The organism is Saccharopolyspora rosea (genome assembly GCF_025643595.1).
GTDB classification, from domain to species: Bacteria; Actinomycetota; Actinomycetes; order Mycobacteriales; family Pseudonocardiaceae; genus Saccharopolyspora; species Saccharopolyspora rosea.
On sequence record NZ_CP102826.1, the window covers coordinates 2,960,790 to 2,987,470 of the forward strand.

27 protein-coding genes and 1 pseudogene are annotated in these 26,681 nt (G+C 72.6%); 11 read left to right on the forward strand and 17 right to left on the reverse strand.

Translation table 11 applies throughout. The features are described 5' to 3' along the window. Nucleotides 1-20 precede the first annotated feature (20 nt). Complete coding sequence (locus NV263_RS13750) at nucleotides 21-518, reverse strand: metallophosphoesterase family protein (RefSeq protein WP_263253557.1); 498 nt, start codon at nucleotides 516-518, stop codon at nucleotides 21-23. Nucleotides 519-999: 481 nt separating this feature from the next. Here NV263_RS13750 and NV263_RS13755 point away from each other — a divergent pair, with 481 nt between their 5' ends. Beyond that, nucleotides 1,000-1,971, forward strand: a complete 972-nt coding sequence (locus tag NV263_RS13755) for a zinc-binding dehydrogenase (RefSeq protein WP_263253559.1) — start codon at nucleotides 1,000-1,002, stop codon at nucleotides 1,969-1,971. Nucleotides 1,972-2,442: 471 nt separating this feature from the next. Here the strand turns inward: NV263_RS13755 and NV263_RS13760 are convergent. After that, nucleotides 2,443-3,210: pseudogene (locus tag NV263_RS13760) on the reverse strand (NAD(P)/FAD-dependent oxidoreductase); the annotation flags it as partial. 194 nt (nucleotides 3,211-3,404) lie between these two features. Between NV263_RS13760 and NV263_RS13765 the strand changes: the two are divergent. Further along, nucleotides 3,405-3,701: a YciI family protein gene (locus NV263_RS13765; RefSeq protein ID WP_263253560.1), complete on the forward strand. Its 297-nt coding sequence runs from the start codon at nucleotides 3,405-3,407 to the stop codon at nucleotides 3,699-3,701. Nucleotides 3,702-3,868: 167 nt separating this feature from the next. After that, nucleotides 3,869-4,126, forward strand: a complete 258-nt coding sequence (locus NV263_RS13770; RefSeq protein ID WP_263253561.1) for a hypothetical protein — start codon at nucleotides 3,869-3,871, stop codon at nucleotides 4,124-4,126. Here the strand turns inward: NV263_RS13770 and NV263_RS13775 are convergent. The 6 genes from NV263_RS13775 to NV263_RS13800 all read right to left on the reverse strand — a co-directional run bounded on the left by NV263_RS13775 (nucleotide 4,105) and on the right by NV263_RS13800 (nucleotide 8,475). After that, nucleotides 4,105-5,034 carry a pseudouridine synthase gene (locus NV263_RS13775; protein ID WP_263253562.1) on the reverse strand — a complete coding sequence of 310 codons (930 nt, stop codon included), beginning with the start codon at nucleotides 5,032-5,034 and terminating at the stop codon, nucleotides 4,105-4,107. The two genes, NV263_RS13770 and NV263_RS13775, sit on opposite strands and share 22 nt — an antisense overlap. A 13-nt stretch (nucleotides 5,035-5,047) precedes the next feature. Further along, a complete protein-coding gene (locus NV263_RS13780) occupies nucleotides 5,048-5,524 on the reverse strand; it encodes a GNAT family N-acetyltransferase (protein WP_263253563.1) in 477 nt (158 codons plus the stop codon). Further along, nucleotides 5,521-5,994 (reverse strand): TSCPD domain-containing protein, encoded by a 474-nt coding sequence (locus NV263_RS13785; RefSeq protein WP_263253564.1) that lies wholly within the window; start codon nucleotides 5,992-5,994, stop codon nucleotides 5,521-5,523. Before NV263_RS13785 ends, NV263_RS13780 begins: the two co-directional genes overlap by 4 nt. 97 nt (nucleotides 5,995-6,091) lie before the next feature. Continuing rightward, nucleotides 6,092-7,186 carry a CapA family protein gene (locus NV263_RS13790; protein WP_263253565.1) on the reverse strand — a complete coding sequence of 365 codons (1,095 nt, stop codon included), beginning with the start codon at nucleotides 7,184-7,186 and terminating at the stop codon, nucleotides 6,092-6,094. Nucleotides 7,187-7,210: 24 nt separating this feature from the next. Continuing rightward, nucleotides 7,211-7,828: an NUDIX hydrolase gene (locus tag NV263_RS13795; protein ID WP_263253566.1), complete on the reverse strand. Its 618-nt coding sequence runs from the start codon at nucleotides 7,826-7,828 to the stop codon at nucleotides 7,211-7,213. Nucleotides 7,829-7,851: 23 nt separating this feature from the next. Then, nucleotides 7,852-8,475 (reverse strand): TetR/AcrR family transcriptional regulator, encoded by a 624-nt coding sequence (locus NV263_RS13800; protein ID WP_263253567.1) that lies wholly within the window; start codon nucleotides 8,473-8,475, stop codon nucleotides 7,852-7,854. A gap of 238 nt (nucleotides 8,476-8,713) precedes the next feature. On the opposite strand from NV263_RS13800, the gene NV263_RS13805 reads away from it, so the two are divergent. Continuing rightward, complete coding sequence (locus tag NV263_RS13805; protein WP_263253568.1) at nucleotides 8,714-10,057, forward strand: carboxypeptidase regulatory-like domain-containing protein; 1,344 nt, start codon at nucleotides 8,714-8,716, stop codon at nucleotides 10,055-10,057. Nucleotides 10,058-10,100: 43 nt separating this feature from the next. On the opposite strand, the gene NV263_RS13810 is transcribed toward NV263_RS13805, so the two are convergent. Both NV263_RS13810 and NV263_RS13815 read right to left on the reverse strand, forming a co-directional pair. Continuing rightward, nucleotides 10,101-10,538 carry a MaoC family dehydratase N-terminal domain-containing protein gene (locus tag NV263_RS13810; protein WP_263253569.1) on the reverse strand — a complete coding sequence of 146 codons (438 nt, stop codon included), beginning with the start codon at nucleotides 10,536-10,538 and terminating at the stop codon, nucleotides 10,101-10,103. Between the two features lie 50 nt (nucleotides 10,539-10,588). After that, nucleotides 10,589-11,395: an SDR family NAD(P)-dependent oxidoreductase gene (locus tag NV263_RS13815; RefSeq protein WP_263253571.1), complete on the reverse strand. Its 807-nt coding sequence runs from the start codon at nucleotides 11,393-11,395 to the stop codon at nucleotides 10,589-10,591. Between the two features lie 206 nt (nucleotides 11,396-11,601). On the opposite strand from NV263_RS13815, the gene NV263_RS13820 reads away from it, so the two are divergent. Further along, nucleotides 11,602-12,792 carry an FAD-dependent monooxygenase gene (locus tag NV263_RS13820; protein ID WP_263253573.1) on the forward strand — a complete coding sequence of 397 codons (1,191 nt, stop codon included), beginning with the start codon at nucleotides 11,602-11,604 and terminating at the stop codon, nucleotides 12,790-12,792. 52 nt (nucleotides 12,793-12,844) lie between these two features. Here the strand turns inward: NV263_RS13820 and NV263_RS13825 are convergent, their stop codons facing one another. From NV263_RS13825 to NV263_RS13835, 3 genes are all read right to left on the reverse strand, one after another. Next, nucleotides 12,845-14,701, reverse strand: coding sequence for an ABC transporter ATP-binding protein (locus NV263_RS13825; protein ID WP_263253575.1), 1,857 nt, complete (start codon nucleotides 14,699-14,701; stop codon nucleotides 12,845-12,847). A gap of 92 nt (nucleotides 14,702-14,793) precedes the next feature. Then, nucleotides 14,794-14,952 carry a hypothetical protein gene (locus NV263_RS13830; protein ID WP_263253577.1) on the reverse strand — a complete coding sequence of 53 codons (159 nt, stop codon included), beginning with the start codon at nucleotides 14,950-14,952 and terminating at the stop codon, nucleotides 14,794-14,796. Between the two features lie 512 nt (nucleotides 14,953-15,464). Beyond that, nucleotides 15,465-16,979 carry an APC family permease gene (locus tag NV263_RS13835; RefSeq protein ID WP_263253578.1) on the reverse strand — a complete coding sequence of 505 codons (1,515 nt, stop codon included), beginning with the start codon at nucleotides 16,977-16,979 and terminating at the stop codon, nucleotides 15,465-15,467. Nucleotides 16,980-17,134: 155 nt separating this feature from the next. Between NV263_RS13835 and NV263_RS13840 the strand changes: the two genes are divergently transcribed. The 3 genes from NV263_RS13840 (at nucleotide 17,135) to NV263_RS13850 (ending at nucleotide 20,644) form a co-directional block, all read left to right on the forward strand. Next, nucleotides 17,135-17,728 carry a TetR/AcrR family transcriptional regulator gene (locus NV263_RS13840; RefSeq protein ID WP_263253580.1) on the forward strand — a complete coding sequence of 198 codons (594 nt, stop codon included), beginning with the start codon at nucleotides 17,135-17,137 and terminating at the stop codon, nucleotides 17,726-17,728. Nucleotides 17,729-17,814: 86 nt separating this feature from the next. Further along, nucleotides 17,815-19,041, forward strand: a complete 1,227-nt coding sequence (locus tag NV263_RS13845) for a Glu/Leu/Phe/Val dehydrogenase dimerization domain-containing protein (protein WP_263253582.1) — start codon at nucleotides 17,815-17,817, stop codon at nucleotides 19,039-19,041. Nucleotide 19,042: 1 nt separating this feature from the next. Further along, a complete protein-coding gene (locus NV263_RS13850; RefSeq protein ID WP_263253584.1) occupies nucleotides 19,043-20,644 on the forward strand; it encodes a thiamine pyrophosphate-binding protein in 1,602 nt (533 codons plus the stop codon). A gap of 93 nt (nucleotides 20,645-20,737) precedes the next feature. Here the strand turns inward: NV263_RS13850 and NV263_RS13855 are convergent, their stop codons facing one another. Together NV263_RS13855 and NV263_RS13860 are read right to left on the reverse strand one after the other, a co-directional pair. Next, nucleotides 20,738-20,920, reverse strand: coding sequence for a hypothetical protein (locus tag NV263_RS13855; RefSeq protein WP_263253585.1), 183 nt, complete (start codon nucleotides 20,918-20,920; stop codon nucleotides 20,738-20,740). 99 nt (nucleotides 20,921-21,019) lie between these two features. Beyond that, entirely contained in the window at nucleotides 21,020-21,841 is an 822-nt protein-coding gene (locus tag NV263_RS13860) for an IclR family transcriptional regulator (RefSeq protein WP_263253586.1), read from the reverse strand. Between the two features lie 218 nt (nucleotides 21,842-22,059). Between NV263_RS13860 and NV263_RS13865 the strand changes: the two genes are divergently transcribed. Genes NV263_RS13865 through NV263_RS13875 form a run of 3 tightly spaced genes read left to right on the forward strand, consistent with a single transcriptional unit; the run spans nucleotide 22,060 to nucleotide 25,648 of the window. After that, a complete protein-coding gene (locus NV263_RS13865; protein WP_263253588.1) occupies nucleotides 22,060-23,019 on the forward strand; it encodes a DUF1177 domain-containing protein in 960 nt (319 codons plus the stop codon). After that, entirely contained in the window at nucleotides 23,019-24,362 is a 1,344-nt protein-coding gene (locus tag NV263_RS13870) for a purine-cytosine permease family protein (RefSeq protein ID WP_263253589.1), read from the forward strand. The genes NV263_RS13865 and NV263_RS13870 overlap by 1 nt, the downstream gene beginning before the upstream one ends. Beyond that, nucleotides 24,359-25,648, forward strand: coding sequence for a M20/M25/M40 family metallo-hydrolase (locus NV263_RS13875; protein ID WP_263253590.1), 1,290 nt, complete (start codon nucleotides 24,359-24,361; stop codon nucleotides 25,646-25,648). The genes NV263_RS13870 and NV263_RS13875 overlap by 4 nt, the downstream gene beginning before the upstream one ends. 94 nt (nucleotides 25,649-25,742) lie before the next feature. On the opposite strand, the gene NV263_RS13880 is transcribed toward NV263_RS13875, so the two are convergent. Further along, nucleotides 25,743-26,183, reverse strand: a complete 441-nt coding sequence (locus tag NV263_RS13880) for a hypothetical protein (RefSeq protein WP_263253591.1) — start codon at nucleotides 26,181-26,183, stop codon at nucleotides 25,743-25,745. Between the two features lie 200 nt (nucleotides 26,184-26,383). Beyond that, a complete protein-coding gene (locus NV263_RS13885) occupies nucleotides 26,384-26,557 on the reverse strand; it encodes a hypothetical protein (RefSeq protein ID WP_263253592.1) in 174 nt (57 codons plus the stop codon). Between the last annotated feature and the right edge of the window lie 124 nt (nucleotides 26,558-26,681).

Consider the following 26,681-nt stretch of genomic DNA (forward strand, 5'->3'; position numbering starts at 1 on the left):
CGTAGTCCGCTGTGGACCGATCAGTTCCGCACGCGGTGCAGCACGACCTCGTCGAGGCGGCCGTCGACGACCTCGGCGGTGAGGTAGGTGTGGTGCGGCTGGCGGCGCCGGTCGGTGGGGGAGCCGGGGTTGAGCAGCCGCATCCCGCGCGGTGTCACCGAATCCCACGGGATGTGGCTGTGCCCGAACACGAGCACGTCGGTGTCCGGGAACCGCTTGTCGCAGCGGGCTTCGCGCCCTCGCGCCGCCCCCGTCTCGTGCACCACCGCGAAGCGCAGCCCGCCGAGCTCGGCGCGGTGCACCACCGGCAGCCGCCGTCGCAGCTGTTCGCCGTCGTTGTTGCCGTGCACCCCGATCAGCCGCGCGCTGCGGGACTCCAGCTCGTCCAGCAGCGCGACGTCGACCCAGTCACCGGCGTGGATCACCACGTCGGCCGCGTCGACCTCCCGCCACACCTGGTCCGGGAGGCGCTTGGCGCGCTGGGGGAGGTGCGTGTCGGAGAGGATCAGCAACCGCATCCGCGACTCCTCGGGTTTCCCGGGGCGCGAACGACCGGGCAGTCGCGGTCAGGTCCCCGCCGTCGAGGTTCCGCCGGTCGCCGCGCTCACGCGGTGAGCATACGCCTGTGCTCACTTCGGCGGAGCGGGAATCCCGGTCGTGCGCGCGTGCGGGAGTCACCGGGGCGGTGCGCAGCACGGTGCCGGGAAGCCGGTGCTGCGGGGGTTTTCCGTTGCCGGGCCGGGATGCGGCATGTCCTTGCGGGTTCGGCCGCGTCGAGCCCTTCCGGGAGTGATGCGCGCCCGCGACCGGGCCGCGCGGACGCCGCTGTGCTGCTCGACTTCCTCGACGGGTGCGGCACGGAACCCGATGGCCGAACCGGCGGCCGATGCCGTGCCACGCCCGCCGGGGCGCACGCCGCCGCGTCGACGCGACCACACGCACCCTTGACTTCGAGTGGACTTCAGGTCGCAGGCTGTCCGCGGACGGAAGGGAGTCGTCATGTTGGCAGTGCGGGTGAACCGGTTCGGCGGTCCGGAAGTGCTGGTCGCCGAGCAGTTGCCGGAACCGGTCGCCGGTCCCGGGCAGGTGGTGGTCGGTGTCGCCGTCGCGGCGACCGACTTCGTGCAGACCCAGTTGCGGCGCGGGTTCACGCCCGGTCCGCCGTTGCCGGAGCCGCCGTACGTCCCGGGCGGAACGGTCGCGGGCGAGGTCGTCTCGGTCGGGGAGGGCGTCGACCCCGGCTGGCTCGGCCGCCACGTCGTCACCCGGACCAGCGATGGCTACGGAGGCCACGCCGAACGCGCGGTGGCCGACGAGGCGGCGCTCGTGCCGGTGCCCGCCGGGGTGGGGCTGCGCGAGGCGGCGGCCCTGCTCGACGACGGGAGCACGGCCCTCGGGCTGGTCGACAACGCCCCGGTCGCCCCGGGCGAATGGGTGCTGGTCGAGGCCGCCGGAGGTGGTGTGGGCAGCGTCCTGGTGCAGCTGGCGAGCTCGGCCGGAGCCCGGGTCATCGGCGCCGCGCGCGGCGAGCGCAAACTCGCGCAGGTCGCCGAGCTGGGCGCCGAGCAGGTCGTCGACTACACCGAGCCGGACTGGGCGGAGAAGGTGCGCGCGATCATCGGAGGCGGTCCGGACCTGGTCTTCGACGGTGTCGGCGGCGAGATCGGCCGCGCTGCGTTCGAGGTGACCGCGCGCGGCGGGCGCTTCTCGGTGCACGGCGCGTCCAGCGGGACGGCCACCGAGGTCGACCCGGCCGAGGCGCGGCGGCGCGGGGTCGAGGTGCTGCCGCTGAGCCAGCTGTACGGCCTGCAGCATGGTGTCGAGAAGCGCGCCGAACGGGTGCTGGCCGCGGTCGCGGCGGGAGCGTTGCGGCCGCTGATCGGCCAGACCTTCCCGCTCGACCGGGCAGCGCAGGCCCACGCCGCGATGGAATCCCGCTCCGTGGTCGGCAAAACGCTGCTGACGACGTGACCGCGGGCCGCGCTGTTCCGGCAACCGAGAACCGGTCTGCGCGGTCGCACCTCGGCGGCCCGGCGGGTCGGCCGAGGCCGGAACCGGCGGAGGTTCAGGTCCGGGCCCCGCGCCGACGCGACGGGCCGCCGGGGTGAGGCGCAACAACGCCGGACGGCGTTGGGCCGCCAGTGCGCCGCGCACGATCGTTTCCTTGTACAGCGCCGCGATCCTGCCGGTGAGGACCAGCTCCACGGGAGTGTCGTCGCGGCGGACGTACTGCACCAGCGCGTCGTGCCGGCCCAGGCTGATGCACTGGTTGACGTAGCGGAACCGCAGCGGCCCGGGCTCGCGCCCGGCGAGCCGGTCACCCACGGCGCGGGCGACCTGCCGCGCCGACGGCAGCCCGGTGGCGCAGGCCATCCGCAGTTCCCGACCGTCCCGGCAGCGCGCGGCAGCCGCGTCGCCGACGGCGTACACGTCCGGGTGCGACACCGAGCGGAGCGCTTCGTCGACGAGGATCCGGCCGCGGCCGTCCACCGCGATGCCGGCGTCGCGCGCCAGGTCCGGTGCCCGGAAACCGGCGGCCCACACGACGACGTCCGCGGGCACGTGCTCCCCGCTGCGCAGCACCGCACCGTCCGCTCGGACCTCGGCCACCGGTGCGTGCTCCCGGATGTCCACGCCCAGCCGGCCGAAAACGCGCCGCAGGTGCCTGCGCCCGCGCTCGGACAGCGCCGCGCCGAGCTCACCGGCGGTCAGCAGGCGGACCGCCAGCCCGGGGCGCGATTCGGCCAGCTCCGCGGCCGCCTCGATGCCGGTGAGCCCACCGCCGACCACCGCAACGCTGCTCGCCTCGGCCAGTTCTCCCCGCAGCAGCGCGGAATCCTCCGCCCCCGCGAGCGGGCGGGCGTGTTCCGCGGCACCGGGCACGGTGTCCACAACGGACACGCTGCCGAGCGCGCAGACGAGCACGTCGTAACCGAGGCGCCCGCCGCCGGCCAGCGCCACCTCGTGACGTCCGGTGTCGATCGCGGTCGCCCGGTCCACCACCGACTCGACGCCGGATCCGGCGAGCAGCTCGGCCAGCGTGCGCTGGCGGATCCGCTGCCCGGCGGCGACCTGGTGCAACCGGACCCGCTCGACGAACAGCGCGCTCGCGTTCACCAGCGTCGTCCGCGCCCCGGAACGCTCGGCGATCAGCCGTGCCGCGGGGAGCCCGGCGTAACCGGCTCCCAGGACCACCACGTGCGCGTGCATCTCGGTCTCCTTCCGACGCGCCGAAGCCGTGTCGCAGTGATGACGGGGCCGCGCACGCGGACGTGACAGCGCAACGCGGTGACGGCGATCACTCCGGACGCGAGTCGCCACCGGGCATTGCGGTCACCGGCGACCGGCGGGAACAATGGCCGGACCGCGAAACCGGCGGTCCGAACAGGACACTGGGAGCAGCGATGCCTTATTTCGTCGAGACCTTCGACAAGCCGGGGCACCAGGACCTGCGGCAGCGCACCCGGGCGCGGCACCTGGACTTCCTGGAGCGCAACAAGCACCTGCTGCTGGCCTGCGGCGCCAAGCTCGACGACGACGGGGAGACCGCCACCGGCGGGGTGTACCTGCTGGACGTGGAAACCCGTTCCGAGGCAGCGGAGTTCATCGAACGCGACCCGTTCAGCGAGGTGGAGCTGTTCGAGCAGGTGCGGATCAGCCGGTGGCGCAAGGCGTACCTGGACGGCCGGAGCTTCCTCTGAGTGCCTGTCGTTGAACCTGCTCCCGGAACAGGCGTGGCAAGCGGCGCCAGCCGCTTTCTCTTTCGGTGAGTACGCAAGCAACCGGCACCGCCACGCACAACGAGTTCGAAGACAGGTTCTCCAGCTTTCGACCTCGGCGGGCCCGGCCGGATGGCATGATCGGTCCCATGGCTCTCTTCCGTTCGAAGCCGAAACTGGCCACGGTCCTCGGCCGGGCGTTCTCCTGCCTGGTCTGCGGAGGGCGGGAGTTCCGGTCGCGCGAGGTGAAGTTGAACAGCACCGGGGCGGAGTTCTTCGACCTCGGCTGGGCGAACCGGTCCGCGACCGGGGTGATCTGCGACGCCTGCGGCCACGTGCACAACTTCGTCGGGAACGCCGTGGAGTTCTGGAAGGTCGACGGCGGCTATCCGGCCGGAGCCGAATGACCCGGCCACGACTCCAGCCGTCGGCGGCTCTCGAAACGGCGCGCGCGACCCGTGATCGGGTCGGTGAACTCCAGGACCCGGGCGAGCAGCTGCAGGGGTGCGGTGAAGTCGTCCGAAGCCCGCTCGCGGGGTTCGGGGTAGATGTCGTCGCCGACGATCGGAACGCCGAGCCGGTTCATGTGCACGCGCAGCTGGTGGGTGCGGCCGGTGCGCGGGACCAGCCGGTACCGGCCCAGGTCACCGCGCTGCTCGACGAGCTCGATCCGGGTCTCGCTGTTGGGCTCCCCGGCTTCCTCCCGGGCGGCGATGACCCCGCGGTGCTTGACGATCCTGCTGCGCACCGTGCGCGGGAGCCGCAGCGCCGGGTCGACGGGCGCGACCGCCTCGTACTCCTTGTGCACCCGCCGGTCGGCGAACAGCGTCTGGTAGGCGCCGCGGCTGCGCGGGTCGACCACGAACATGACCAGACCGGCGGTCATCCGGTCCAACCGGTGCGCGGGCGTGAGCCGCGGCAGGTCCAGGTCGCGGCGCAGCCGCACGAGCGCGGTCTGCACCACGTGCCCGCCGCGCGGCGTGGTGGCCAGGAAGTGCGGTTTGTCCACCACGAGCAGGCGGTCGTCGCGGTGCACCACGTCCAGCTCGAACGGCACCGGCACCTCGTCCGGGAGGTCGCGGTGGAACCAGATGAACGCGCCGGGCACGAACGGCGAGTCGACGTCGAGCGGACCGTCGGCACCGACGATCCGCCCGGTGCGCAGCATCTCGTCGACTCGGTCGGGCGCCAGCTGGGGCAGCCGCTCGACGAGGTGGTCGCGGACGGTCGCCCAGCCGCCGTCCGGCGGCAGCCGCAACCGCGTCGCATCCACGCCGTCGACCTGCGGCAACGGCGACCTGAGCTTGCGTCTCATCCCGCCGCCCAGTTTAGAGGTGCAGTTTGAGCCCTTCGTGGGAGGCGACGAAGCCGAGCCGTTCGTAGAACCGGAGGGCGTCGCCGCGTGCCTTGTCGGTGGTCAGCTGGACCAGCGCGCAGCCGCGGCGGCGGGCTTCGTCGACGGCCCAGCGGAACATCTCGGCGCCCAGGCCCCGACCGCGGTGCTCGTCGTGCACCCGCACGGCCTCGATCTGCGCGCGCAGCGCGCCGCGGCGCGCGAGGCCCGGGATGAACGTCAGCTGCAAGGTGCCCACCACCTGCCCGGCCTCGGTGGTGGCGACGACCAGCAGCTGCGCCGGGTCCGCGTCGATCTCCCGGAACGCGCGCAGGTAGGGCGCGAGCTCGGCGGTGTCCTCGCGGGTGGCGCCCAGTTGGTCGGCCGCCAGCAGCTCGACGATCGCGGCCACGTCGGCTTCGGCGGCGCGGCGCAGCGGGTAGGTCCGGGTTCCGGCGACGAGGGTGGTCACGGCGAGTCCTCCGGTGCCAGGTCGAGTTCGGCCGGGGTGCGCACGCCCAGCCGCAGCCGGGTCGCCTCGTCCAGGTGGTCCAGCGCCAGGCGGCGGAAGAGGTAGTCCGGCAGCGACGAGGCGTGTCCGATGTCCGGGTCGGACACCGGGCCGCACGGGTCGAAGCGCGTCCCGACGTACTTGGTGACGTACTGCTCCAGCGGGACCCCGTGTTGCAAGCCGATCGACACCGCCGCGGACAGCACGTCGAGGAACCCGTTCAGCGGGCTGCTCGCCTCGTCCACGCGCACCCAGATCTCGCCGAGCCGGCCGTCCGGGTAGGCGTTGGTGATCAGGTGGCCGCGCACGCCGCCGACCTCGAACCGGACCGTGCGGCCGTTGCGGCTGCGCGGCGGGCGGTTCCGGGCGGTGCCGGGATCCAGTGCGATGACCGGGCGCTTGCGGCGCGCGGGGGCGGCGGTGCGGGTCATGCCGGAACGGCGCTCCTTCGGTCGGCTCGGCCTGCCGCGGTGGACTTCCGGGGCGCTCACCGTACCGCAGGCGGGCGCGGTCGGGATCTTCGGGTGATCACGTTCGGTGTCCGATCGACAGCGTTCCGTCGTCCAGGGCCACCTCGGTCCGGAACGGGGCGCTGATCCGCGACAGGGTGTCGTGCAGCCAGCGGGTGTCCGCGTCCGAGGCGGGGGCCAACCGCATCCGCCGCGCCTGCACCGGCACCATCCGCAGCTCGCGCAGCGCGCCGTCGGCCCGCAGCGTCGCCAGGAACAGCAGCCGCAGGTCGTCGCGGAACTCCTCGTAGCCGCGGATCCCCTCGTAGTCGTCGATGAAGTCGCCGCAGCCGTAGAGCACCAGTCGGTCCCGGTGGATCTCGACCGGCCGCGGGTGGTGCGAGGAATGGCCGTGCACGACATCGACGCCGCCATCGACGAGCCGGTGCGCGAACCGGACCTGGTCGGCGTCGACCTCGTAGCACCAGTTCGTGCCCCAGTGCAGGGAGACGACCACGACGTCGCCGGGTGCGGTGTGCGCGTGGACCGCGTCGAGCACGTCGTCGGCGGTCCGGTCGGACAGGTCGGGCAGGAAGTTGACGCCGGAGCGGTCGGGTTCCGCCGCCCAGCCGCGCGGGATGCCGCTGGACGCCGCGCCCCATGCGAACACCGCGATCCGCGCTCCCGCCCCGACCACCACCGGGCGGGCCGCCTCGGCCGCGTCGCGCCCCGCGCCGACCCACCGCAGCCCGGCGCCGGCCAGCGCGTCGAGCGTGTCGGCGAGGCCGCGCCTGCCGAAGTCGAGGACGTGGTTGTTGGCCAGGCAGCACACGTCGGGCCGCCCGGCGGTCAGGGTGCGCACGTTGTCCGGGCTCATCCGGTAGTGCACGCCCTTGCCCGGGGCGAAGTGGTCGCAGCGCGTGATGCTGGACTCCAGGTTGATCACGCGTGCGTCGGGCCGCGCGGCGTCGAGCACGCGCAGCGCCTCGCCCCAGGGCCAGGCGAACTCGACCGGCCGGGTGATCGGCCCGTTGCGGCTCTCGGCGGCGGCGACGTAGTCGCGGGCGTCGAGGAGGCCGCGCTCCCGCAGCTCCGGGTCTCCGGGGTGCGGCAGGATCTGGTCCACGCCGCGGCCCGGCATCACGTCCCCGCACAGGAACAGTCGGACATCCATGGCGGACACCCCGTTCCCAGGATGTCACCGCCAGGCGAAGACGGGCTGTTCCAGGTGCGCGACCCGGGTCGGGCGGTCGTGCAGGACCACCTCGCAGAACTGGTGCAGGACGGCGGCGGTCGGGGCGTGCAGCAGGGTGTCGAGCACGGGCAGCTGGATGACCGGCCGGTCCGACTCGGCGATGCGGACGAACCGCGGCGGCACGTCGAGTTCGCCCAGCGGAACCAGGTGCACCCGTGCGACCTCGGCGGTGTTGGGCGCCAGCGCGGGCTGCTCGCCGACCCACGCCACCACGGGCGTGATGACGTAGCCGGACCGCGTCGCGTAGTCGTCCAGCAGGCCGAGCACGCCGTCGGCGGGCAGCGCGACGCCGAGTTCCTCGTTCAGTTCCCGCAGCGCGGCCCGCACCGCGTCCTCACCGGGGTCGAGCCGGCCGCCAGGCAGCGCGAACTGGCCGGCGTGCGCGCGCAGCGTCGGCGCCCGCCGGGTCACCCACACCCCGACGTCGTCCCCGTCGGTCACCAGGGTCACGGCCACCGCGGCGGCCCGGCGGCCGTCCAGCGGGATCCGTCGGGACGCGAACCGCGCCAGCCGTGCGGCGGCCGCCCGCCGGTCGAGGGCGGTGGGGGCGTGCTCGGCCATCAGGGCCTCCTCGCTCGGTCGGGTCAGTCCGGGGACAGGCCGCGGCCGAGCCGGGCGAAGGCGCTGTCGAGGTAGTCGTGCAGGTCGGTTCCGGAATCCGACTCCTGCCAGGTCTGGATGGCGATGCGCATCGCGGTGATCGCGGTGGCCGACAGCAGCCGCACGTACGGCTCGTCGACGCCGGTGCCGAGACGGCGGGCGAGCCCCTCGGCCAGCGCCGCTTCCAGTGCCCGGGACGCCGCCACCACGCGGCGCAGCAGTTCGGGGTGGGTGCGCAGCAGGCGCGCCTGGTCGCGCCAGGTGGGCCCGACCATGGCGGTGTCGATCAGCTCGCCGAGCACGGTGTGCACCGCCCGCAGCGGGAGGTCGGGGCCGGGTTGGGCGGCGATCCGCTCCGGGGTGGTGTCCACGGTCTCGGGGTCCCACGGCACCAGCACCTCCTCCTTGGAGGTGAAGTAGTTGAAGAAGGTCCGCGGGGACACCTGGGCGCGGGTGCAGATGTCGTCGACGGTGACCGCCTCCGGGCCGCGCTCGCCGAACAGCTGGACGGCGGCCTGCTGCAACGCCTGGCGGGTCTGGCGCTTCTTGCGCTGGCGCAGCCCGCCCGCGTCGGTCGTCGCGGCGCGGGTCGCCGTCGTCTTGGCCATCGAGCGTCCTTTCGGTTGCCTGGCCTGGTCGGGCAGGGCGGTCGTTCATGGTAGTGGTCCCGATCCGGGCGTAGCGGACAACCGGAACCAACCGATGTTGCATTCCTGCATTTTTGCACAGACTGCACGAAACATGTTAGTCTCGCTAACCGTCGATCTTTCCCGCTGCCCGCGCCCAGCTGCGCCGCGGCGGTCGTTCCTGGAGCAGTGTCGCTTCGCCTGGAGACGAGGAGGCTTTTTGACCGAGGAACAGCCGAAGGGGGCGCTGGTCCGGACGCTGGCGTCGACGCTGTGGTTCCCGCTGTTCTTCATCTGCGGGTTCATGCTGTGCTACCTGCTGCCGTTCCACGCCCCCACGCCGCACCACATGCCGGTCGCGGTGGTCGGAGAGGCACCCGCGCACCTGCTCGAAGCGAAGTTCCAGAAGGCGCTGCCCGGCGGCGTCGACGTCACCGCGGTACCCGACGCGGGGGCCGCGCGCGAAGCGGTCCTGCAGCGCCAGGCGGTCGCCGGGTTCGACCCGTCCGACGGCAACCTGTTCTACGCCAAGGCCAACGGCTCGGCGCTGATGTCGATCCTGCAGCAGATGTTCGCCCCGGTCGCCGCGGCCACCGGGCACCCGCTGGCCATGGTCGACCTGGCGCCGCTGGCGCCCGGCGACCTGATGGGCACCGGGCTGTTCTACTGCCTGCTGGCGATGAACATCCCGCCCTACGTCACGGTGATGATGCTGGTGCGCGCCGAGCTGTCCACCCGGCAGAAGCTGCTGTGCCTGGTCGGCGTCGGGGCGTTCGCCGCGGTGGTGTGCTACTTCTTCGCGCTCTGGCTGGGCGTGATCCACAACGAGCCGGTGCTCATGCTCATCGGGTTCCTGCTCACCCAGGCCGTGGGCTGGACCTCGTTCGGACTCGTCCCGTTCGTCAAGCAGTTCATCCCCGGCGTGGCCATGGGCACGTTCGTGCTGCTGAGCATGCCCTCCAGCAGCGGTGCGATCCCCAAGGAGCTGGTGCCGCCGTTCTTCCAGTCGCTGCACCGCTTCCTGCCGCTGGGGCAGACGGTGGACTCGATGCGCGGCATCCTCTACTTCCACGGGGTCGGTGCCCCCCAGGCGATCGGCGGGCTGGTGTGCTGGTGCGCGCTGGGCGTCGTCCTGGTGGCGTTCAACCAGTGGCGGGTGCACCGCCGCAGCGCCTCCGACCCCGAGGTGGTGACCACCGGCGGGACCTACGAGCACGAGGACGACAGCGGCGTCGTGCTGGACCCGTCCTTCGAGCCGCCCAAGCCCACCCACCACCGCACGCTGGCCGGCGAGGTGCGCGGCGCCGACGGCGCGCCGGTCTCCGGCGCGATCGTCACCGTCACCGACGCCGCCGGGATGCAGCTGGCGCGGGTGCTCACCGACGGCGGCGGCGGGTACGAGGTGCACGACCTGCCGACCCAGTACGTCACCGTCGTCGTCTCCGCCTCGGGCATGCGCCCGGCGGTGGACCGGGTGTCGGTGCGGCCGGGCCGCATCTCCGGCTACGACTTCGTGCTGGAGACCGACCCGGGCAAGCGCCTGCCCGCCGGGGCGCGGCGGTGAGCTCAGCGGCACCGGCGCGCACCACGAGCCGGGGCCCGGGCGCTCAGCCGTGGCGGACCGCGAAGGTCTCCCGCAGGTCGGCCACGGCGGTGCCGTCGGCGCGGGAGACCGCGATCTCGCGGACCACGAACTCCAGGGCGCCCGCCTTCTTGGTGAACACCTCGGCGATCACCGGGCGCAGCACCAGGGTGTCGCCGGCGTGCGCGACGCGGTGGTAGGTGAACTCCTGCCCGGCGTGCAGCACGCGGCTGAGCTCGACGCCCAGGTCGGCGAGGAACGCGAAACCGCCCAGCGACAGCCCGAACAGGAACGTCGGCGGCACCGGCAGATCCGGGTGGCCCGCGGCCTCGGCCGCGGTGAGGTCGGTGTAGACCGGGTCGGTCTCGCCGATGGCCTGGGCGAAGAACCGCAGGCGCCCCCGCTCCACGGTCTCGGTGATGGTCGGCAGCTCGGTGCCCGCGACCGCGGGATCGATCGTCATCGCAGCACTCCTCTCCGGGGCGGGCGCCGCCCGCGTCCGACGTGGATGGATCAGACGGCCCGGGCGTGCAGACCGCCGTCGACGGGCAGCGCGACGCCGTTCACGTAGGCGGCCTCGTCGGAGGCCAGGAACACCGCCGCGTTGGCCACGTCCCACGCCGTGCCCATCCGGCCGGTGGGACTGGCCGCGTCCCGGTCGGCGCGCATCGCCGCGGCGTCGCCGTGCTCACCGGACAGCTGCCGGTAGATCAGCGGCGTGTGGATCAACCCGGGCTGGATCGCGTTCACCCGCACGCCGCGATCGGCGTACTGCAGCGCCAGCACCCGGGTCAGCTGGTGCACCGCGGCCTTCGACGCCGCGTAGGCGGGGTAGGGGTAGCCGGTCCAGCGCACCGCCGCCAGCGACGAGACGTTGACGATCGCGCCGCCGCGCTCCACCAGGTGCGGCAGCGCGTGCTTGCAGGTGCGGAACACCCCGGTCGCGTTGACGTCGAAGGTGGCGTTCCAGTCCTGTTCGGACAGTTCCTCGGGCCCGCCGAGGCGGGTGACGCCGACGTTGTTGTGCAGCACGTCCAGCCGTCCGGTCGCGGCCACCGCTCGCTCGACCGCCCCCGCCACCGACGCGTCGTCGGTGACGTCGGCGAGGACCGCGACGCAGTCACCGCCGCGGTCCAGCACCGCCTGCCGGGTGCGTTCGGCCGCCTCGCCGTCCCGGTCCGCGGCGACGACCACCGCGCCCTCCTCGGCGAACCGCACCGCCGTGGCGTAGCCGTTGCCGACGCACCCGCGCGGCACCTCGACGGCGCTGCTGCCCGCGCCGAAGACGAGCGCGGTCCTGCCCGCGAGCCGTTGTCCCACCGGTCCTCCGATCGCCGTCGCACCGTGGTCGCACCACACGTTAGTCCACGCCGGAACCCCTGCTCCGCCATGCGGAACGGTCGCGCTGCGTCCCGGTCCGCCGCGGGGTACAACGAAGGCGTATCCACACCCGGCGGAAACGGCCGGCGGTCGACGGTGCGTCCGGACCCGTCGGCGACAGCCGTCCGCAGCGTCAGGAGGGCCGGATGAAAATCGCGTGCGTCGGAGGGGGACCGGCCGGGCTGTACTTCGCGATCTCGGCGAAGATGCGCGACGCCGGACACGACATCACCGTGTTCGAACGGGACCCGCGCGGTGCCACCTACGGGTGGGGCGTCGTCTACTGGGACGACCTGCTCGACGTGCTCTTCCGCAACGACCGGGAGAGCGCGCAGCGCATCCGCGCCGAGTCGGCGCTCTGGCAGGAGCAGGAGACCCGGCTGCGCGGCACCGACTCCGCCTACCTGGGCGGCTACGGCTACAGCATCAACCGCGCGCCGCTGTTGGAGATCCTCGCCGACCGGGCCATCGGCCTGGGCGTGGACGTGCAGTACGAGCGGCCGGTCGAGGACGCCGCCGAGCTCAGCGACGCCGACCTCGTCGTGGTGGCCGACGGCGCCAACAGCCGGATCCGCCAGCAGCACGCCGAGCAGTTCGGCACCACGGTCAGCCAGGGCAGCAACCCCTACATCTGGTTGGGCACGCCCAAGGTGTTCGACAAGTTCACCTTCGCGTTCGAGGAGACCCCGGCGGGCTGGATCTGGTTCCACGCGTACCCGTCCAGCGAGGGCGTGAGCACCTGCATCGTCGAGTGCACCGAGCGGACCTGGCGGGCGCTGGGATTCGAGGAGGCCGACAACGCCGAGACGGTGCGCAGGCTGGAGAAGATCTTCGAGCAGCCGCTCGAAGGCCAGCCGCTGATCAGCGAGTCGCGCGGACGCCCGGCCCGCTGGCTGCGGTTCACCCAGGTCTACAACCAGACCTGGCGGCACGACGGCATGGTGCTCGTCGGCGACGCCGCGCACACCACCCACTTCACCATCGGGTCGGGCACCCGGTTGGCGATGATCGACGCGATCATGCTGGCGCAGAAGCTGTACGAGCACGGCGAGGTCGACGCGGCGCTGAAGGAGTTCGACGAGCAGGGCCACGAGGCGCTGCGCCCGGTGCAGGCTTCGGCCCGCACCAGCATGTCCTGGTTCGAGCACGCCGACGACTACCTGAACCGCAACGCGGTGGACTTCTGCTACGCGATGGCCGCGCGCCACGGCCTCCAGCCGCCCTGGCAGTACCAGCGCCACCGCCTGCACCAGATCCCGTTGATGCGCAAGGCGGCCCGCGCCACCAACACCGGACGGCGCTGGCTGTTGGCGCTGCGCCGCGGCGAAACCCGGTAGGAGGAGTCGCTCGCGGGATGCGGGCGGCGGGTCGTCGGACCCGCCGCCCGGTTCACGCCCCCTGGCTGTCGGCGCCCGCGGAGGCCGGCGGCTGGTGCCTGTCGGCGGGGTGGTGCAGGTGGTAGAGGTGGGCGTAGCCGTCGTTGTTGGTCAGCAACTGGGCGTGCGTGCCCGCCTCGGTGATGGCCCCGTTGTCGAGGTAGATGATCTGGTGCGCGTCGGCCACGGTCATCAGGTTGTGCGAGATGACGATCGTGGTGCGCCCGGACATCAGGCGCCGCAGCGGTGCCAGGACGCGGCGGCTGGCCTCCGCGTCGAGACTGGTGGTCGGCTCGTCCAGCAGCAGGATCGGCGCGTCGCGGATCATCGCCCGCGCGATGGCGATGCGCTGGCGCTGGCCGCCGGACAGCAGCCGCCCGCGCTGGCCCACGCGGGTCCGGTAGCCCTCGGGCAGCGCCTGGACGAACTCGTGCGCGTCGGCGGCGCGGGCGGCCTCGATCATCTGCTGCTCGGTGGCGTCCGGGCGCCCGGCCAGGATGTTGTCCGCGATGGTGCCGTCCAGCAGCAGCGTTTCCTGGAGCACGATCGCGATGTTGGCGCGCAGCCGGTCCAGCTCGTACTCGCGCAGGTCGTGGCCGTCCAACCGGATGGCGCCGTGGTCGGGGTCGTAGAACCTGAGCAGGAGCTTGGTCAAGGTGGACTTGCCCGCGCCGCTGGCGCCGACCACGGCGGTGGTCTGCCCCGGCAGCGCGGTGAACGAGATGTCGCGCAGCACGTCGGCGGTCGTGCCGGGGTAGCGGAACCGGACCTCGTCGACCTGCAGGCCGCCGCGGGCGCGGCCCAGCGGCGTCGGGTGCTCGGGGCTGCGCACGAGCGGGCGCTCGTCGAGCAGGTTGATGATGCGCTCGGCGCTGGCCGAGGCGCCGAAGATGGTGTTGGTCAGCTGGCCCAGGCTGCGCACCGGCGTGTACAGCTGCGACAGGTAGACCAGGAACGCCAGCAGACCACCGAGCGTGATGCGGTTCTGGGCCAGCTCCCAGATGCCCACGCCGACGATCGCCATGACGCCGAGCACTTCGAGCACGTCGACCAGCGGCGAGAACAGCGCGCCGACCCGCGCCGAGGCCAGCGCGGCGAGCACGTTGCCGCGGCTCTGCCGGGAGAACCGGTCCACTTCGGCCTGTTCCCGGCCGTAGGCCTGGATCAGCGCGGCGTTGCCGAGGCTCTCCTCGGCGACCGTCGCGATCGAGCCGGTGCGCCCGCGCTCCTCGCGGGAGGCGTCTTTGATCCGCCGCGCGAAGGACCGCGCGATCAGCCAGAAAATCGGCACCGCGACCAGCGAAACCAGCGCCAGTTGCCAGTTCAGGTAGACCAGCACACCGGTGAACAGCACGATCTTGATCAGCGAGGAGGTGGTCTGGGTGACCCCGGACAGCACGAGGCTCTCGATGGCGCCGACGTCGCCGGTGAGCCGGCTGAGCGTGTCGCCGATGCGCCGCCGGTCGAAGAAACCCACCGACAGCGTGTGCAGGTGGGCGAAGACCTTGGTCCGCAGCCGGTGCAGGAAGTTCTCGCCGATCCAGACCGTCAGGTACTGCTGGGAGAAGTCGATGACGCCGGAGGCCACGGTGATCGCCGCGTAGGCGGCGGCGATCATCGGGAAGGCGTCGAAGTCCCGCGGGGTGAGCACGTTGTCGATGAGCACCTTGAACAGCCAGATGCCCGCGGTCTCCAGCATCGGGGCCAGCAGCACCAGCACCAGGCTCAGTGCCAGCCAACCGCGGAAGGGCCGCGCGTCCGGCCAGAACCGCTGGAAGACCTCCCGCACGCGCATCACGGGAGCGGCCTCGACCAGCCCCTCGGTGTCGGCTTCGGCCGGTCGGAACAGCCAGTTCACCAAGCTCGGCACGTGCTCACCTCCTGCTCGACATGGGAGTAGCTCCCACCCCCGCAGGGGTGGGAGCTACGCAGTGGAACGCCGGTGTGACGGCGAGGCTCACGTCAGCAGCCCCGCCAGCCGCCACCCCAGCCGCCCCAGCCGCCCCAGCCCCAGCCGGAGCCCCAGCAGCCGCCCCAGCCCCAGCCGGAGCCCCAGCCCCAGCCCCAGCCACCGCCGCGGCGACGGACGTTGATGTTGACGAAGACGTCCTTGATACGCATGAGCGATCACTTCTTTCCCCTAGTTGCTGCGCCAGGCGTCCCGGGTCCGCGGTACTCCGGTGGCGCCCCCCAAGAAACGCACGATCTTCCCTTCCCCGCCGCGTGCCGTTGTCGACCCGGGCCCTGGACCGATCGCGGGCACGTCTGGTGCGGACGTCGTCCGCGAGTGCGGGTTTCACGGGAGTTTTCCGAATTTCGGTTGATCGTGCGTCGACCGCGTGCCCGATGTGTTTCCGGGGAGTGCGGCCGGTTCTCACCGTAGGACGGGCCCGGGTCGGTGACAACCTGACTTCCTGTCCGCAGCCGAGATTTTTCCGGAAATCGCCGATGATTTTTTTCGTCGCGCCGTTGTCGTCGGGTATTAGGTCCCGGGTGGGGAGGTGGCGCGTAATCGCACTGGATCCCGGATGTCTCGAATTCCGGCGGAAACCGTGGGAAATCGTCGGAACGCGTGCGGCGCGCGGGAATCGTTTCCCGCGCGCCCGCAGTCCACAGTGCTCTGACGGAATGTCCTAACGGGTCCGTCGGCCCGCGAGTTGGAACGCGGTGCCGAGAACGAGCAACGCCGCCAGCGGGACGACCTGGGTGAGCGTGTAGTCGAACCGCTGTCCGGCGAACCCGGACGGCAGCGAGTCGTCCGGATTCCCGCCGGTGCCGAACCAGCCCACGCCCAGTCCCGGCCAGATCAGGGTGGCCACGGTGAACGCCACCAGGCCCGTCGTGAGCGCGGTGACCGCGGTGACCCCGGCGGTGCCGCCGGGGATCCGGAACGGCCGCGGCACGTCCGGCATCCTGCGGCGCAGCACCAGCAGCGCCGGGAAGGTGACCACGTAGCTGATGAACGTCGTGGAGATGGTCAGCGCCAGCACGGCGCTGAAGTACTTCTCGGCGTCACCGCCGGACAGGTCCAGCGCCAGCACCATGACGACCGAGGCGAGCACCCCGGACAGCACGTTGATCCGCACCGGAGTTCCCCGCTTGGCGGAGAATTCGCCGAGCCAGCGCGGTCCCGCGCCGTCCGCGCACGCCACCGCCTGCGCCCGGTGCGCGCCCATCGCCCAGCCGACCCCGCTGGTGAGCACGCCGATGATGAGCCCACCGGCGCAGATCATGCCGAACACCTGGCCCCAGCCGGTGAGCGTCACGGTGCCGTCGGGTGCCACCGATCCGCCGTAGACGGTGAACACCGTCTTGCACGCGTCGACGAACCCGCCCAGGCCGCCGATCCGGTCGGCGGGCACCACCAGCAGGATTCCCAGGATCGGCAGGCCGTACAGCAGGAACGACGCCAGCCCGGAACGCAGGATCGCGAACGGCACGGTGCGCCGCGCGTCGGTCATCTCCTCGGCGGCGGTGTTGGGCAGTTCGAACCCGACGAAGTTGAAGATCAGCGCGGGCACCAACGCGACGAAGCCGGGGTAGGTGGGCGCGAACTCGTGCGCGTGCAGCGGCTGGAAACCGTTGCGCAGCCCGTAGATCACCACCGACACCGTGAAGAAGCCGAGCAGCACCACGCGGGCCAGGCCGCCCGCGGTCGGCACCCACTTGCCGACGCGCAACGAGGAGGCGACGGCCAGCACGCTGGCCCAGACGAACACCAGGCCCGCGACGTGGGTCCAGAACGGGTCCAGGTCGACGAAGAAGGACCGGAACGTGGTCAGCGCGACGACCGTCAGCGAGCCGCCGATCCAGATCGGGTTGGTGACCCAGTACAGGACCTGGTTGACCCCGGCGACGAACCGGCCGAACGCCAGTTTGGTCCACACGTACGGTCCGCCCTCCAGCGGGAAGGCGGTGCCCAGTTCGGCCACCAGCAGTCCGTAGGGCAGGAAGAACACGACCGCCAGCACGACCATCCAGGTCAGTCCCTGCGGGCCGTGCGCGGCGACGCTGCCGATGGTGTCCAGCCCGACCACGGTGCACACCAGCAGGAAGAACACGTCCACGCGGCGCAGCGCCCGGCGGAGCCGGGACCGCTGCCGCGTCCAGTCGTCGGCCAGGTCCGCGCTGCCTCGGGTGCTCGTCATGATGTGAAGCTCCGTCCGTTGCGACCGGACGCCGCGGGTCGAGGGCCCACTACTAACTGTCCGGTCAGTCAGTAGTTCCAGGATGTTCGCAATCGCACCCGCCCTGTCAAGCCCTGTGATCGGGTCGCAACCGGCCACCGCGATACCGTGCGGGCGTGGAACGCCAGCGCAAACCGGTCACGACCCGTCGCGACGAGATCATCGCGGCCACCCTGGACCTGATCGCCGAACGCGGCATCGGCAGCGTGCGCGCCGCCGACATCGCCGGGCGCCTCGGCATCAGCACCGCGCTCGTCTTCTACCACTTCGCGACGCTGGAGAACCTCGTCGTGGAGGCGTTCGCCGCCGCGGCCGAACGGGACCTGCGGCGCCTCGACGCAGTGCTGCGCGACACCGACGGCAGTGCCGAGACCCGGCTGCGCGCGGTGCTGCGCGAGTACGGACCGACCGGCGACGCGGCCGGCTGGGTGCTGTGGATCGAGGCGTGGGCGGCGGGACTGCGCCACCCGCGGCTGCGCGAGGTCGCGCAGCGACTGGACCTGCGGTGGCGCGAGGTGGTGGCCGAGCTCCTCGCCGACGGGGTGCGCAGCGGCGAGTTCGGCTGCGCCGATCCGCGCTCGGCGAGCTGGCGCGTCACCGCCATGCTGGACGGTCTCGCGGTCCAGCTCGTCGCCCGCGAGGGCGTGGTGTCCAGGGCGGACGTCGACGGCTGGCTGGACCACGTGCTGTCGGCCGAACTCGGGGTCTGACCGCCGCTCCCGGTGCTTGACCGAGGGTCGGGTGAGCCCGATACTCAGCACTACTGACTAATCAATCAGTTAGTAGGAGCTGCCCGATGCCGCTGACCCTGCCCAACGCGATCGGCCCCCGCGCCGGGACCGCACCGCGCGAGGACCTGCCGGTCTTCGAGATCACCTGGAACGACCCGGCCACCGGGGCGCGCGGCTACCTGGTGATCGACCGCCTCGTGCGCGGGGTCAGCAGCGGCGGTCTGCGGATGCGCCCCGGCTGCACCCTCGACGAGGTGCGCGGCCTGGCCCGCGGCATGACGTTGAAGGAAGCGGTCAACTACGAGCCGGACGCGCGCTACGTGCCGCTGGGCGGCGCCAAGGGCGGCATCGACTTCGACCCGGCCCACCCGCAGGCCCGCACCGTGCTGCGCCGCTACCTGGACGCGATGCGGCCGCTGATCGAGCGGCGCTGGAGCATGGGGGAGGACCTCGGACTGCGCCAGGACGCGATCGACGACGTGCTCGGCGAACTCGGCCTGTCCTCCTCGGTGCAGGCGGTGTTCCCGCTGCTGGCCGACGTCGAGGCGGCGCGCGCCCGGCTGGACCGGGCCTGCGCGACCGACGTGGACGGCGTCGGGCTGGACGAGCTGGTCGGCGGCTACGGCGTCGCCGAGGCGGTGCTGGCCGCGCTGACCGCGCGCGGCACCGACGCGGCCGGAACCCGCGCCGTGGTGCAGGGTTTCGGTTCCATGGGCGGGGCGAGCGCTCGCTACCTGGCCCGCGCCGGGGTCCGCGTCGTCGGGGTGGCCGACGCCGACGGCGTGGTCGCCAACCCCGCCGGTCTGGACGTCGAACGGCTGCTGGCCACCCGCACGCCCGCCGGGCTGGTGGACCGCGCCGCGCTGCGACCGGACGACACCTGCCTGCCCCGCGAGGAGTGGTTGTCGGTCGACGCCGAGGTCCTGGTGCCCGCCGCGGTCTCCTACTGCGTCGACGAGAGCAACCACGACCGGGTCCGCGCCGGGCTCGTGGTCGAGGCGGCCAACATGCCGGTCACCCCGGGGGCCGAGGCGCTGCTGACCGCGCGGGGCGTGGCGGTCGTGCCGGACTTCGTCGCGAACTCGGCGACCAACGCCTGGTGGTGGTGGACGCTGTTCGGCGACGTCGACGGGACCGCCGAGCGCTCGTTCGCCAAGATCTCCACGCGGATGCGCCGGATGGTCGGCGAGACCTTCGCGCACGCCACCGCGCGCGGCACCACCCCGCGCCAGGCCGCGCTCGAACTCGCCGAGCAGCGCCTGCACCAGGTCACGACCAGGTTCGGTGAGTGACGTGGGCGCGACGAACCGACCGGCCGCCGGCCGGATGACGGGCGGGGAAGCGGTGGTCGCGGCGCTGGCCGCGCACGGGGTCGACACCGCCTTCGGCATTCCCGGGACGCACAACCTCGGCATCTACGCGCACCTGCCGTCGTACGGCATCCGGCACGCGCTGCCGCGCCACGAGCAGGGCGCCGCCTTCGCCGCCGACGGCTACGCGCGGGTCACCGGCCGGCCCGGCGTGGTGCTGACGACCACCGGTCCGGGCGCGCTCAACGCCGCCACCGGCCTGGCTCAGTCCTATTCGGACTCAGTGCCGGTTCTGCTGGTCTCGCCGGGAGAACCGCTCGACCACCCCGCGCACGGCAACGGGATGCTGCACGAGGTCAAGGACCAGAGCGCGGCGCTGGCCGCGGTGTGCGCCGCGAGCAACCGGGTGCGCAGCGTCGCCGAGATCCCGGTCGCGGTGGCGCAGGAGTTCGCCGCGCTGCGCGGCGGACGGCCGCGACCCCGCCACCTGGAGATCCCGCTGGACCTCGTCGACGCCGCCGCCGAGGTGCGCCCCGCCGCGCCGGTGCCGGTGCCCGCGGTGCGCCCGGACCCGGCGGTGGTCGCCGCGGCCGCGCGGGTGCTCGCCGCGGCTCGCCGACCCGGTGTCGTCGTCGGCGGGGGCGCGCGGGCGGCCGCGGCGGAACTCGGGGAGCTGGTACGACTGCTGGGCGCCCCGACCGCGACCACGGCCAACGGCAAGGGCGTGCTCGCCGAGGACGACCCGCTCGCGCTCGGCGCGGGGCTGCACCACCCGGCGGTGCGCGAGTTCCTCGCCGACTGCGACGCGGTGCTGGCCGTGGGCACCGAACTCGCCCCGGCCGACACCTGGGACCAACCGCTGCACCCGGGCGGGCCCCTGGTGCGCATCGACGTCGACCCGGTGCAGGCGGTCACCAACGCCGAACCGGACGTGGTCGTGGTGGCCGACGCCGCCTGCGCGCTCCGCGAGCTGGCGGGCGCGCTGCCCGGCGCGCCGCCACCGGGCGCCGACCGCGCCGCGAGGTGGCGCCGGCGGATCGCCGCGCAGGCCCGCGACCAGGGCGAGCGGTACCTGCCGGTGCTCGAACCGATCGCCGCGGTGCTCGGCCGGGACGGGATCCTGGCCGCCGACAGCGCCAAGGTCTGCTACTACGGCGCGCTGTCCAACCTGCCCCGGTACCGGCCGGGCGGGTTCCTCTACCCCTCGGGGCTCGGGACCCTCGGCTACGGCCTGCCCGCCGCGATCGGCGCCAAACTGGCACGCCCCGACGTGCCGGTGATCGCGCTGCACGGCGACGGCGGATTCCTGTTCACCGCACCGGAACTGGCCTCGGCCGCGCAACTCGGCCTGCCGCTGCCGGTCGTGGTCGTCGACAACGGCGGCTACGGCGAGATCCGCGACGAGATGGCCCGGCGCGGCGACCCGGTGCACGCCGTGGACCTGCCGTCCGCGGACCTCGCCGCGCTCGGCCGCGCGCTCGGGTGCCGGGGCGTCCGAGTCGAACCCGGCGGCCTCGCCGCCGCGCTGTCCGAGGCGCTGGCCGCCGACCGGCCCACGGTCGTGCACGTCCCGGCCCGCGATTGACGCGCAGCCCCGGCGCCGCCACTCAAAACGAGTTCGAAGACAGGCTCTGAGGTTCCGCCCGGCACCGCCACGCAAAGCACTTCCGAAGCACTCCTAGGCGTGGAAGAGCTGTTTGAGGAAGGTGGTGAGCGACGAGGCGATCTTGCTGATCAGCCCGACCAGCACGTCCCAGAAGTTCCGCACGGTGTCGGCAGCCCCGACAGGGTCGCGCACCAGCAGGAATCCCGCGACACCCACCACGAGAACCACGATCACCACGGTGGTCTTGCGGTCCACGAGCCCAGCCTCCGTCGTCCGTCCGCAGCAGGGTCGCGAGCACCCTACCCGGTGCCCCTCGGCCGGGTCGCGCAGGCCGAGGGTTGCGGAGTGTCCGGCTCACCCGGAGCGCGCGGGCCGGCGGCGGCGCGGCACGGGCCGGGTCAGGCGCAGCGTGATCCGGCGGCTGGCCTCGCGCAGCAGGTCCAGCCACTCGTGCGGGTCGTGGTCGTGCTGGTCGGCGTGCCAGCCGACGCTGACGCTGCCGTAGGGCTCGTCGCGCAGGAACACCGGCACCGCGAGCGTCGCCACGTCCACGTCGTACTCGCCGACCGTGTACGCCCAGCCGTCCCGGCGGATCTCGGCGAACTCCCGCTCCAGCCGGTCCAGATCGGTCACCGTTCGCGCGGTGAACCGGGCGAGCGGCCGGTCGGTGAACATCCGCGCCCGCTGCTCGTCGGGCAGGAACGCGTAGTAGGACTTGCTCGTCGCCCCGGCGTGCGCCGGGTACAGCTCGTTGACCAGCGGGTAGTCCCGCAGTCGGCCGTCGGCGCCCTCGACGACCACGACGCAGCGCATGTGCGCGCTGTCGGGCAGCGCCAGCAGCGCGGAATGGCCGGTGGCCTCGGCGAGTTCGGCCAGCAGCGGCCGCACCAGGATCTCCAGCGCGCCCGCCTGCTCCCACATCCGCCCGAGGTGCAGTGCCGCGGGGCCGATGCGGTAGCGGCGGCTCGACTCGTCCTGCACCAGGAACCCGCGGTGCGCCAGCGCCGCCAGCAGGCGTTGCGCGATCGAGGTGTGCAGGCCGAACTCGGCGGCCACCTCGGTCACTCCCCACTCCGGGTGCTGGCGGTCGAAGGCCAGCAGCACCTGCAACGCCCGGTCCACGGTCTGCGGCAGCCCGGCGGGCGTGCTGCGGTCGGTCCCGAATCCCGGCATCATGCCGCCATTGTGCAAATAACGGGAAAGGCTTGCTCGGTCGGGAGGCCGAAGCGCACGGTAATCGCCGAGGCGGTCGCCGGGGGGATGCCCCGAAAACGGCCCCGGTGAACGCCATTCCCACTCCTCGCGAGCCGTGGGCAGTTCCCCCGTCCTGCCCGCGGCTCGCGCCGCACGATCACCGGTGCGCCGCCGCGCACCCGAGCACAAAGGGGCTTCGCATGCTCAAACAGGTCCTGGACGTGGTGGATCTCCTCGACGACCCGAAGGTCACCGGCTCCGACGTGGTGGCCCACCTCGACGAGATCGCCGGGGAGTCCGGGTTCGCCACCGCCACCACCGTCAGCGGCGAGCGCGGTGAGACCAGCTTCGTGCGGGTGCGGATTCCCGGCTCGGCCGGGCGCTCCGAGGGCGGGCAGGCTCCGACGCTCGGCGTCGTCGGGCGCCTCGGCGGGGTCGGTGCGCGCCCCGAGATGACCGGGTTCGTCTCCGACGGCGACGGCGCGGCCGCCGCCCTGGCCGCCGCCGCGAAACTGCTGTCCATGCGCGCCCGCGGCGACGTGCTGCCCGGTGACGTCACGATCTGCACCCACGTGTGCCCGACCGCCCCGACCCGGCCGCACGAGCCGGTGCCGTTCATGGACTCCCCGGTGGACATCGCCACCATGAACGCCCACGAGGTCGACGACGAGATGGACGCGGTGCTGTCCATCGACACCACCAAGGGCAACCGGATCATCAACCACCGGGGCCTGGCGCTGTCGCCGACGGTCCGGCAGGGCTGGGTGCTGCGGGTCTCCGACCGCCTGGGCGCACTGCTGGAGACCGTCACCGGCGAACCGCTGGTGACCTACCCGGTGACCACCCAGGACATCACGCCGTACGGCAACGGCGTCTACCACATCAACTCGATCCTGCAGCCGGCCACCGCCACCGACGCGCCCGTGGTGGGCCTGGCGATCGTGGCCGCCGCGGCGGTGCCCGGCTGCGCCACCGGCGCCAGCCACGAGACCGACATCGCCGCCGCGGCCCGCTACGCCGTCGAGGTCGCCAAGGAGTTCGGCGCGGGCACCCTCGCCTTCCACGACGAGGCGGAGTTCCGCCACCTGGTCGAGCGGTACGGCTCGCTGCGGCACCTGCAGACCCTGGGCGGCCTGCCGCCCGCGGCGGAGGAGGACTGATGGCCGGGACCACGGCGGAGGACAGGCGGTCCCCGGCCAGGAAGATCGGCAACGACGACTACTCCCTGCGGCGCGTCCCCCGCGAGGCGCGCTACGGGTTCGGCTCGATGCTGCTGCAGTGGCTCGGGCAGTCCGGCTCGCTGTCCCAGTTCGTGCTGGGCGCCTCGCTGGGCATCGGGATGGGATTCAGGGACGCCTTCGTGGCGTTCACCCTCGGCGCGGTCACCCTGGAGGTCGTGATCTTCCTGATCGGCCTGGCCGGGCAGCGCGAGGGCCTGTCGATGACCCTGCTGACCCGCTTCGCCGGTTTCGGCCGCAACGGCTCGGCGCTGGTGAGCCTGGTCATCGCGATCAGCATGGTCGGCTGGTTCGGGGTGCAGAACGGCATCTTCGGCGAGAGCATGCGGTCGCTGGTCGGCGGGCCGATCTGGCTGTGGTGCGCGATCTCCGGCGTGGTGCTGACCGCGCTGGTGGTCTACGGCTTCAAGTACATGATGTGGCTGGCCAAGATCGCGGTGCCGCTGTTCTTCGGGCTGGTGGCCTGGAGCGTGATCAGCACCCTGTCGCAGCACTCGATCGTCGACCTGATGGCCCGCGAGCCGACCGCACCGGTGATGTCGATCCCGGCCGCGGCGACGATCGTCGCCGGCGGGTTCATGACCGGCGCGGTGTGCGCCCCGGACATGACCCGCTACAACAGCAAGGGCTGGCACGTGCTGCTGCAGAGCTCGTGCTCGTTGATCCTCAGCGAATACATCGTGGGCCTGACCGGCGTGCTGCTGGGACACCTGGTCGGCACCAAGGACGTCACGCACATCGTGCTGTCCACCTCCGGGCTGGCCGGGCTGGTCATCGTGATCCTGTCCACCGCGAAGATCAACGACTGGAACCTGTACGCCTCCTCGCTGGGCGTGGTGAACTTCGCCGACACGGTGTTCGGCAAGCGGCTGCACCGGGCTCCGGTGACGCTGGTCGTCGGTGTGCTCGGCACCGTGCTGTCGGCGTTGGGCTTCCTGGAGCACTTCACCTCGTTCCTGTCGGTGCTGGGCGTGGCGATCCCACCGGTCGGCGGCATCATCGTCGCCGAGTACTGGGTGGCCCGGCGGATGCGCGGCGACCTGGACCGCACCCGGCCATCCGGGACGCTGCCGGAGCGGCTGCCCACCTGGGTGCCGGCGACCCTGCTGGTGTGGGCGGTGGCGTTCTGCGTCGGCTACTTCGTCGACGCGGGCATCCCGGCGCTCAACTCCCTGCTGACCGCGTTCGTGCTGTACACCGCACTGGGCTGGGCCGGGCTGGTGCGCCCGGTCGGGTCCTCGGAGCTGGAAGGACGGAACTCGTGACCGCCGCGGAGGACGAAGTCGTCGAGCTGTGCCGCGACCTGCTGCGCATCGACAGCTCCAACCCGACCAGCAACGAGCGCGCCGCCGCCGAGTACGTCGCGGCCCGGTTCGCCGAGGTGGGCATCGACTCGACGCTGGTGGAAAGCGAACCCGGCCGAGCCAGCGTCATCGCCCGCATCGAGGGCGCCGATCCCTCGCGCGGCGCGCTGCTGATGCACGGCCACCTCGACGTGGTGCCCGCCGACGCGAGCGAGTGGACGTTCCCGCCGTTCGCCGGGGAGATCCACGGCGGTTGCCTGTGGGGCCGGGGCGCCATCGACATGAAGGACTTCGACGCGGTGATCCTCGCGGTGGCCCGCGAGTTCGCGCGAACGGGCCGGAAACCCCCGCGGGACATCGTGTTCGGGTTCCTCGCCGACGAGGAGGGCGGCGGCCGGTTCGGTTCGCACTGGCTGGTGCGCAACCGGCCGGACCTGTTCGAGGGCGTCACCGAGGCGATCACCGAGGGCGGCGGGGTGTCGTTCGACCTCGGCAACGGCCAGCGGCTGTACCCCATCGAGAACGCCCAGCGCGGGCAGGCGTGGTTGCGGCTGGTGGCCACCGGCCGCGCCGGGCACGGTTCGTCGCCCAACGACGAGAACGCGGTCACCGACCTGGCCGAGTCGTTGGCCCGCATCGGCAGGCACCGGTTCCCGGTGCGGCTGATCGACCCGGTGCGCCGGTTGCTGGAGCGGGCCGCCGAACTGCTCGGCGTCGAGTTCGATCCGTCCGATGTGGACGGAAGTCTGGCGAAGATGGGACCGGTGGCCGACCTGGTCGAGGTGATCCTGCGCAACTCGGCCAATCCCACGATGATCGAGGGCGGCTACCAGACCAACGTCATCCCGGGGCGGGCCACCGCCGCGGTCGACGGCCGCTTCCTGCCCGGCCACGAGCAGGAATTGCTGGACACCGTCGACTCGCTGCTGCTGCCGTCGGTGCGGCGCGAGTTCATCCACCACGACGTGGCGATGCAGGGGGAGTTCTCCGGTCGGCTGGTCGACGCCATGTGCGCGGCCATCCGCGCCGAGGATCCCGACGGTCACCCCACGCCGTACTGCAACGCGGGTGGCACGGACAACAAGGCGTTCGCCACGATCGGCATCACCGGCTACGGGTTCAAGGCGCTGCGCGTGCCGCCGGACCTGCCGTACTCGCGCATGTTCCACGGCGTGGACGAACGGATCCCGTTGGAGTCCTTGGCGTTCTCCACTCGGGTCATGCGGCGGCTGCTGACCGGCTGCTGAGGGCCCGTCTTCGAACTCGTTGTGCGGGTTCAAAGACAGGCACGAGGTGCGACGGACCTCCGGTCCGGTGGCCGGAGGTCCGTCCGCAGTAGAACTATCCGACGACGACGCCCACCTGCATGCCCAGCTGGCGGTGGTTGCCGACCGGGCACCAGAAGTCGTAGACGCCGCGGGTGAGGTTCACGGTCAGGTCGGCGTACTGGCCGGACTGGACGTCCGGGGTGCGCGCGTTGGCCACCCCGGGGCCGTTGATCTGCAGGGCGTGCTCCGCCCGCCCGACGTTGACCGCCCGGAACGTGTACTGGCCCGGCGGCAGGATCGTCGGTTGCAGCAGCCGGTAGTCGACCATCCGCACCACCACCAGGCGGGAACCACCGCCGCCCTGGTGCGCCGCCTGGTAGGCCGGTGCCGCCCCGGCGGTCGACGCGGCGGCGCACACCGACGCCAGCAACGCGACCACGCCGATCAGCACGCCCAGGACGGCTCGCTTCATCCCGGTGGGCTTGCTGCCGGGAGTCCTGGTCTCGCTCAACATCGTCGAACCCTCCCCGGTGAGAACTCGGGCACGGATCGGAATGCCTTGGCGCTCCTGGGAAAACCATTACCGCCGGCTGGTTCCCCCGTCGAGACGCTCCAGCGTACGACCGTCCCCGCGCCGGTTCGCGCCAGGCGGTGGCGGGTGTGGCCGCCGCGCACCGCCGGGGTGGTTGCGCCGGAATGGCGCGGCGGGAGATGTCATCCGGTGCTGAGGTCCAGCGCCATGAGGACGGCGAGGACGTTGTCGGGCAGCGTGCGCTCGTCGAAGAACGGCGGGTTCGGCGGGTTCGGCGACACCACCGGTGACCACGCGCTGCGGCTGATCTCGGTCAACCGCGGTTCGTCGTCCGGGCGGGAACTTCTGATCTGCACGCGGACACCCTGGCAGGTCGGCACGAGATCCGCCGCCGGTTTTCCGGCGGGCCCGGCGGGGATTGTGCGCGTGCCGGTCGGCTGCGAGGCTGCGGGGTGGATGCGCATGGCGGGAACCAGGAGC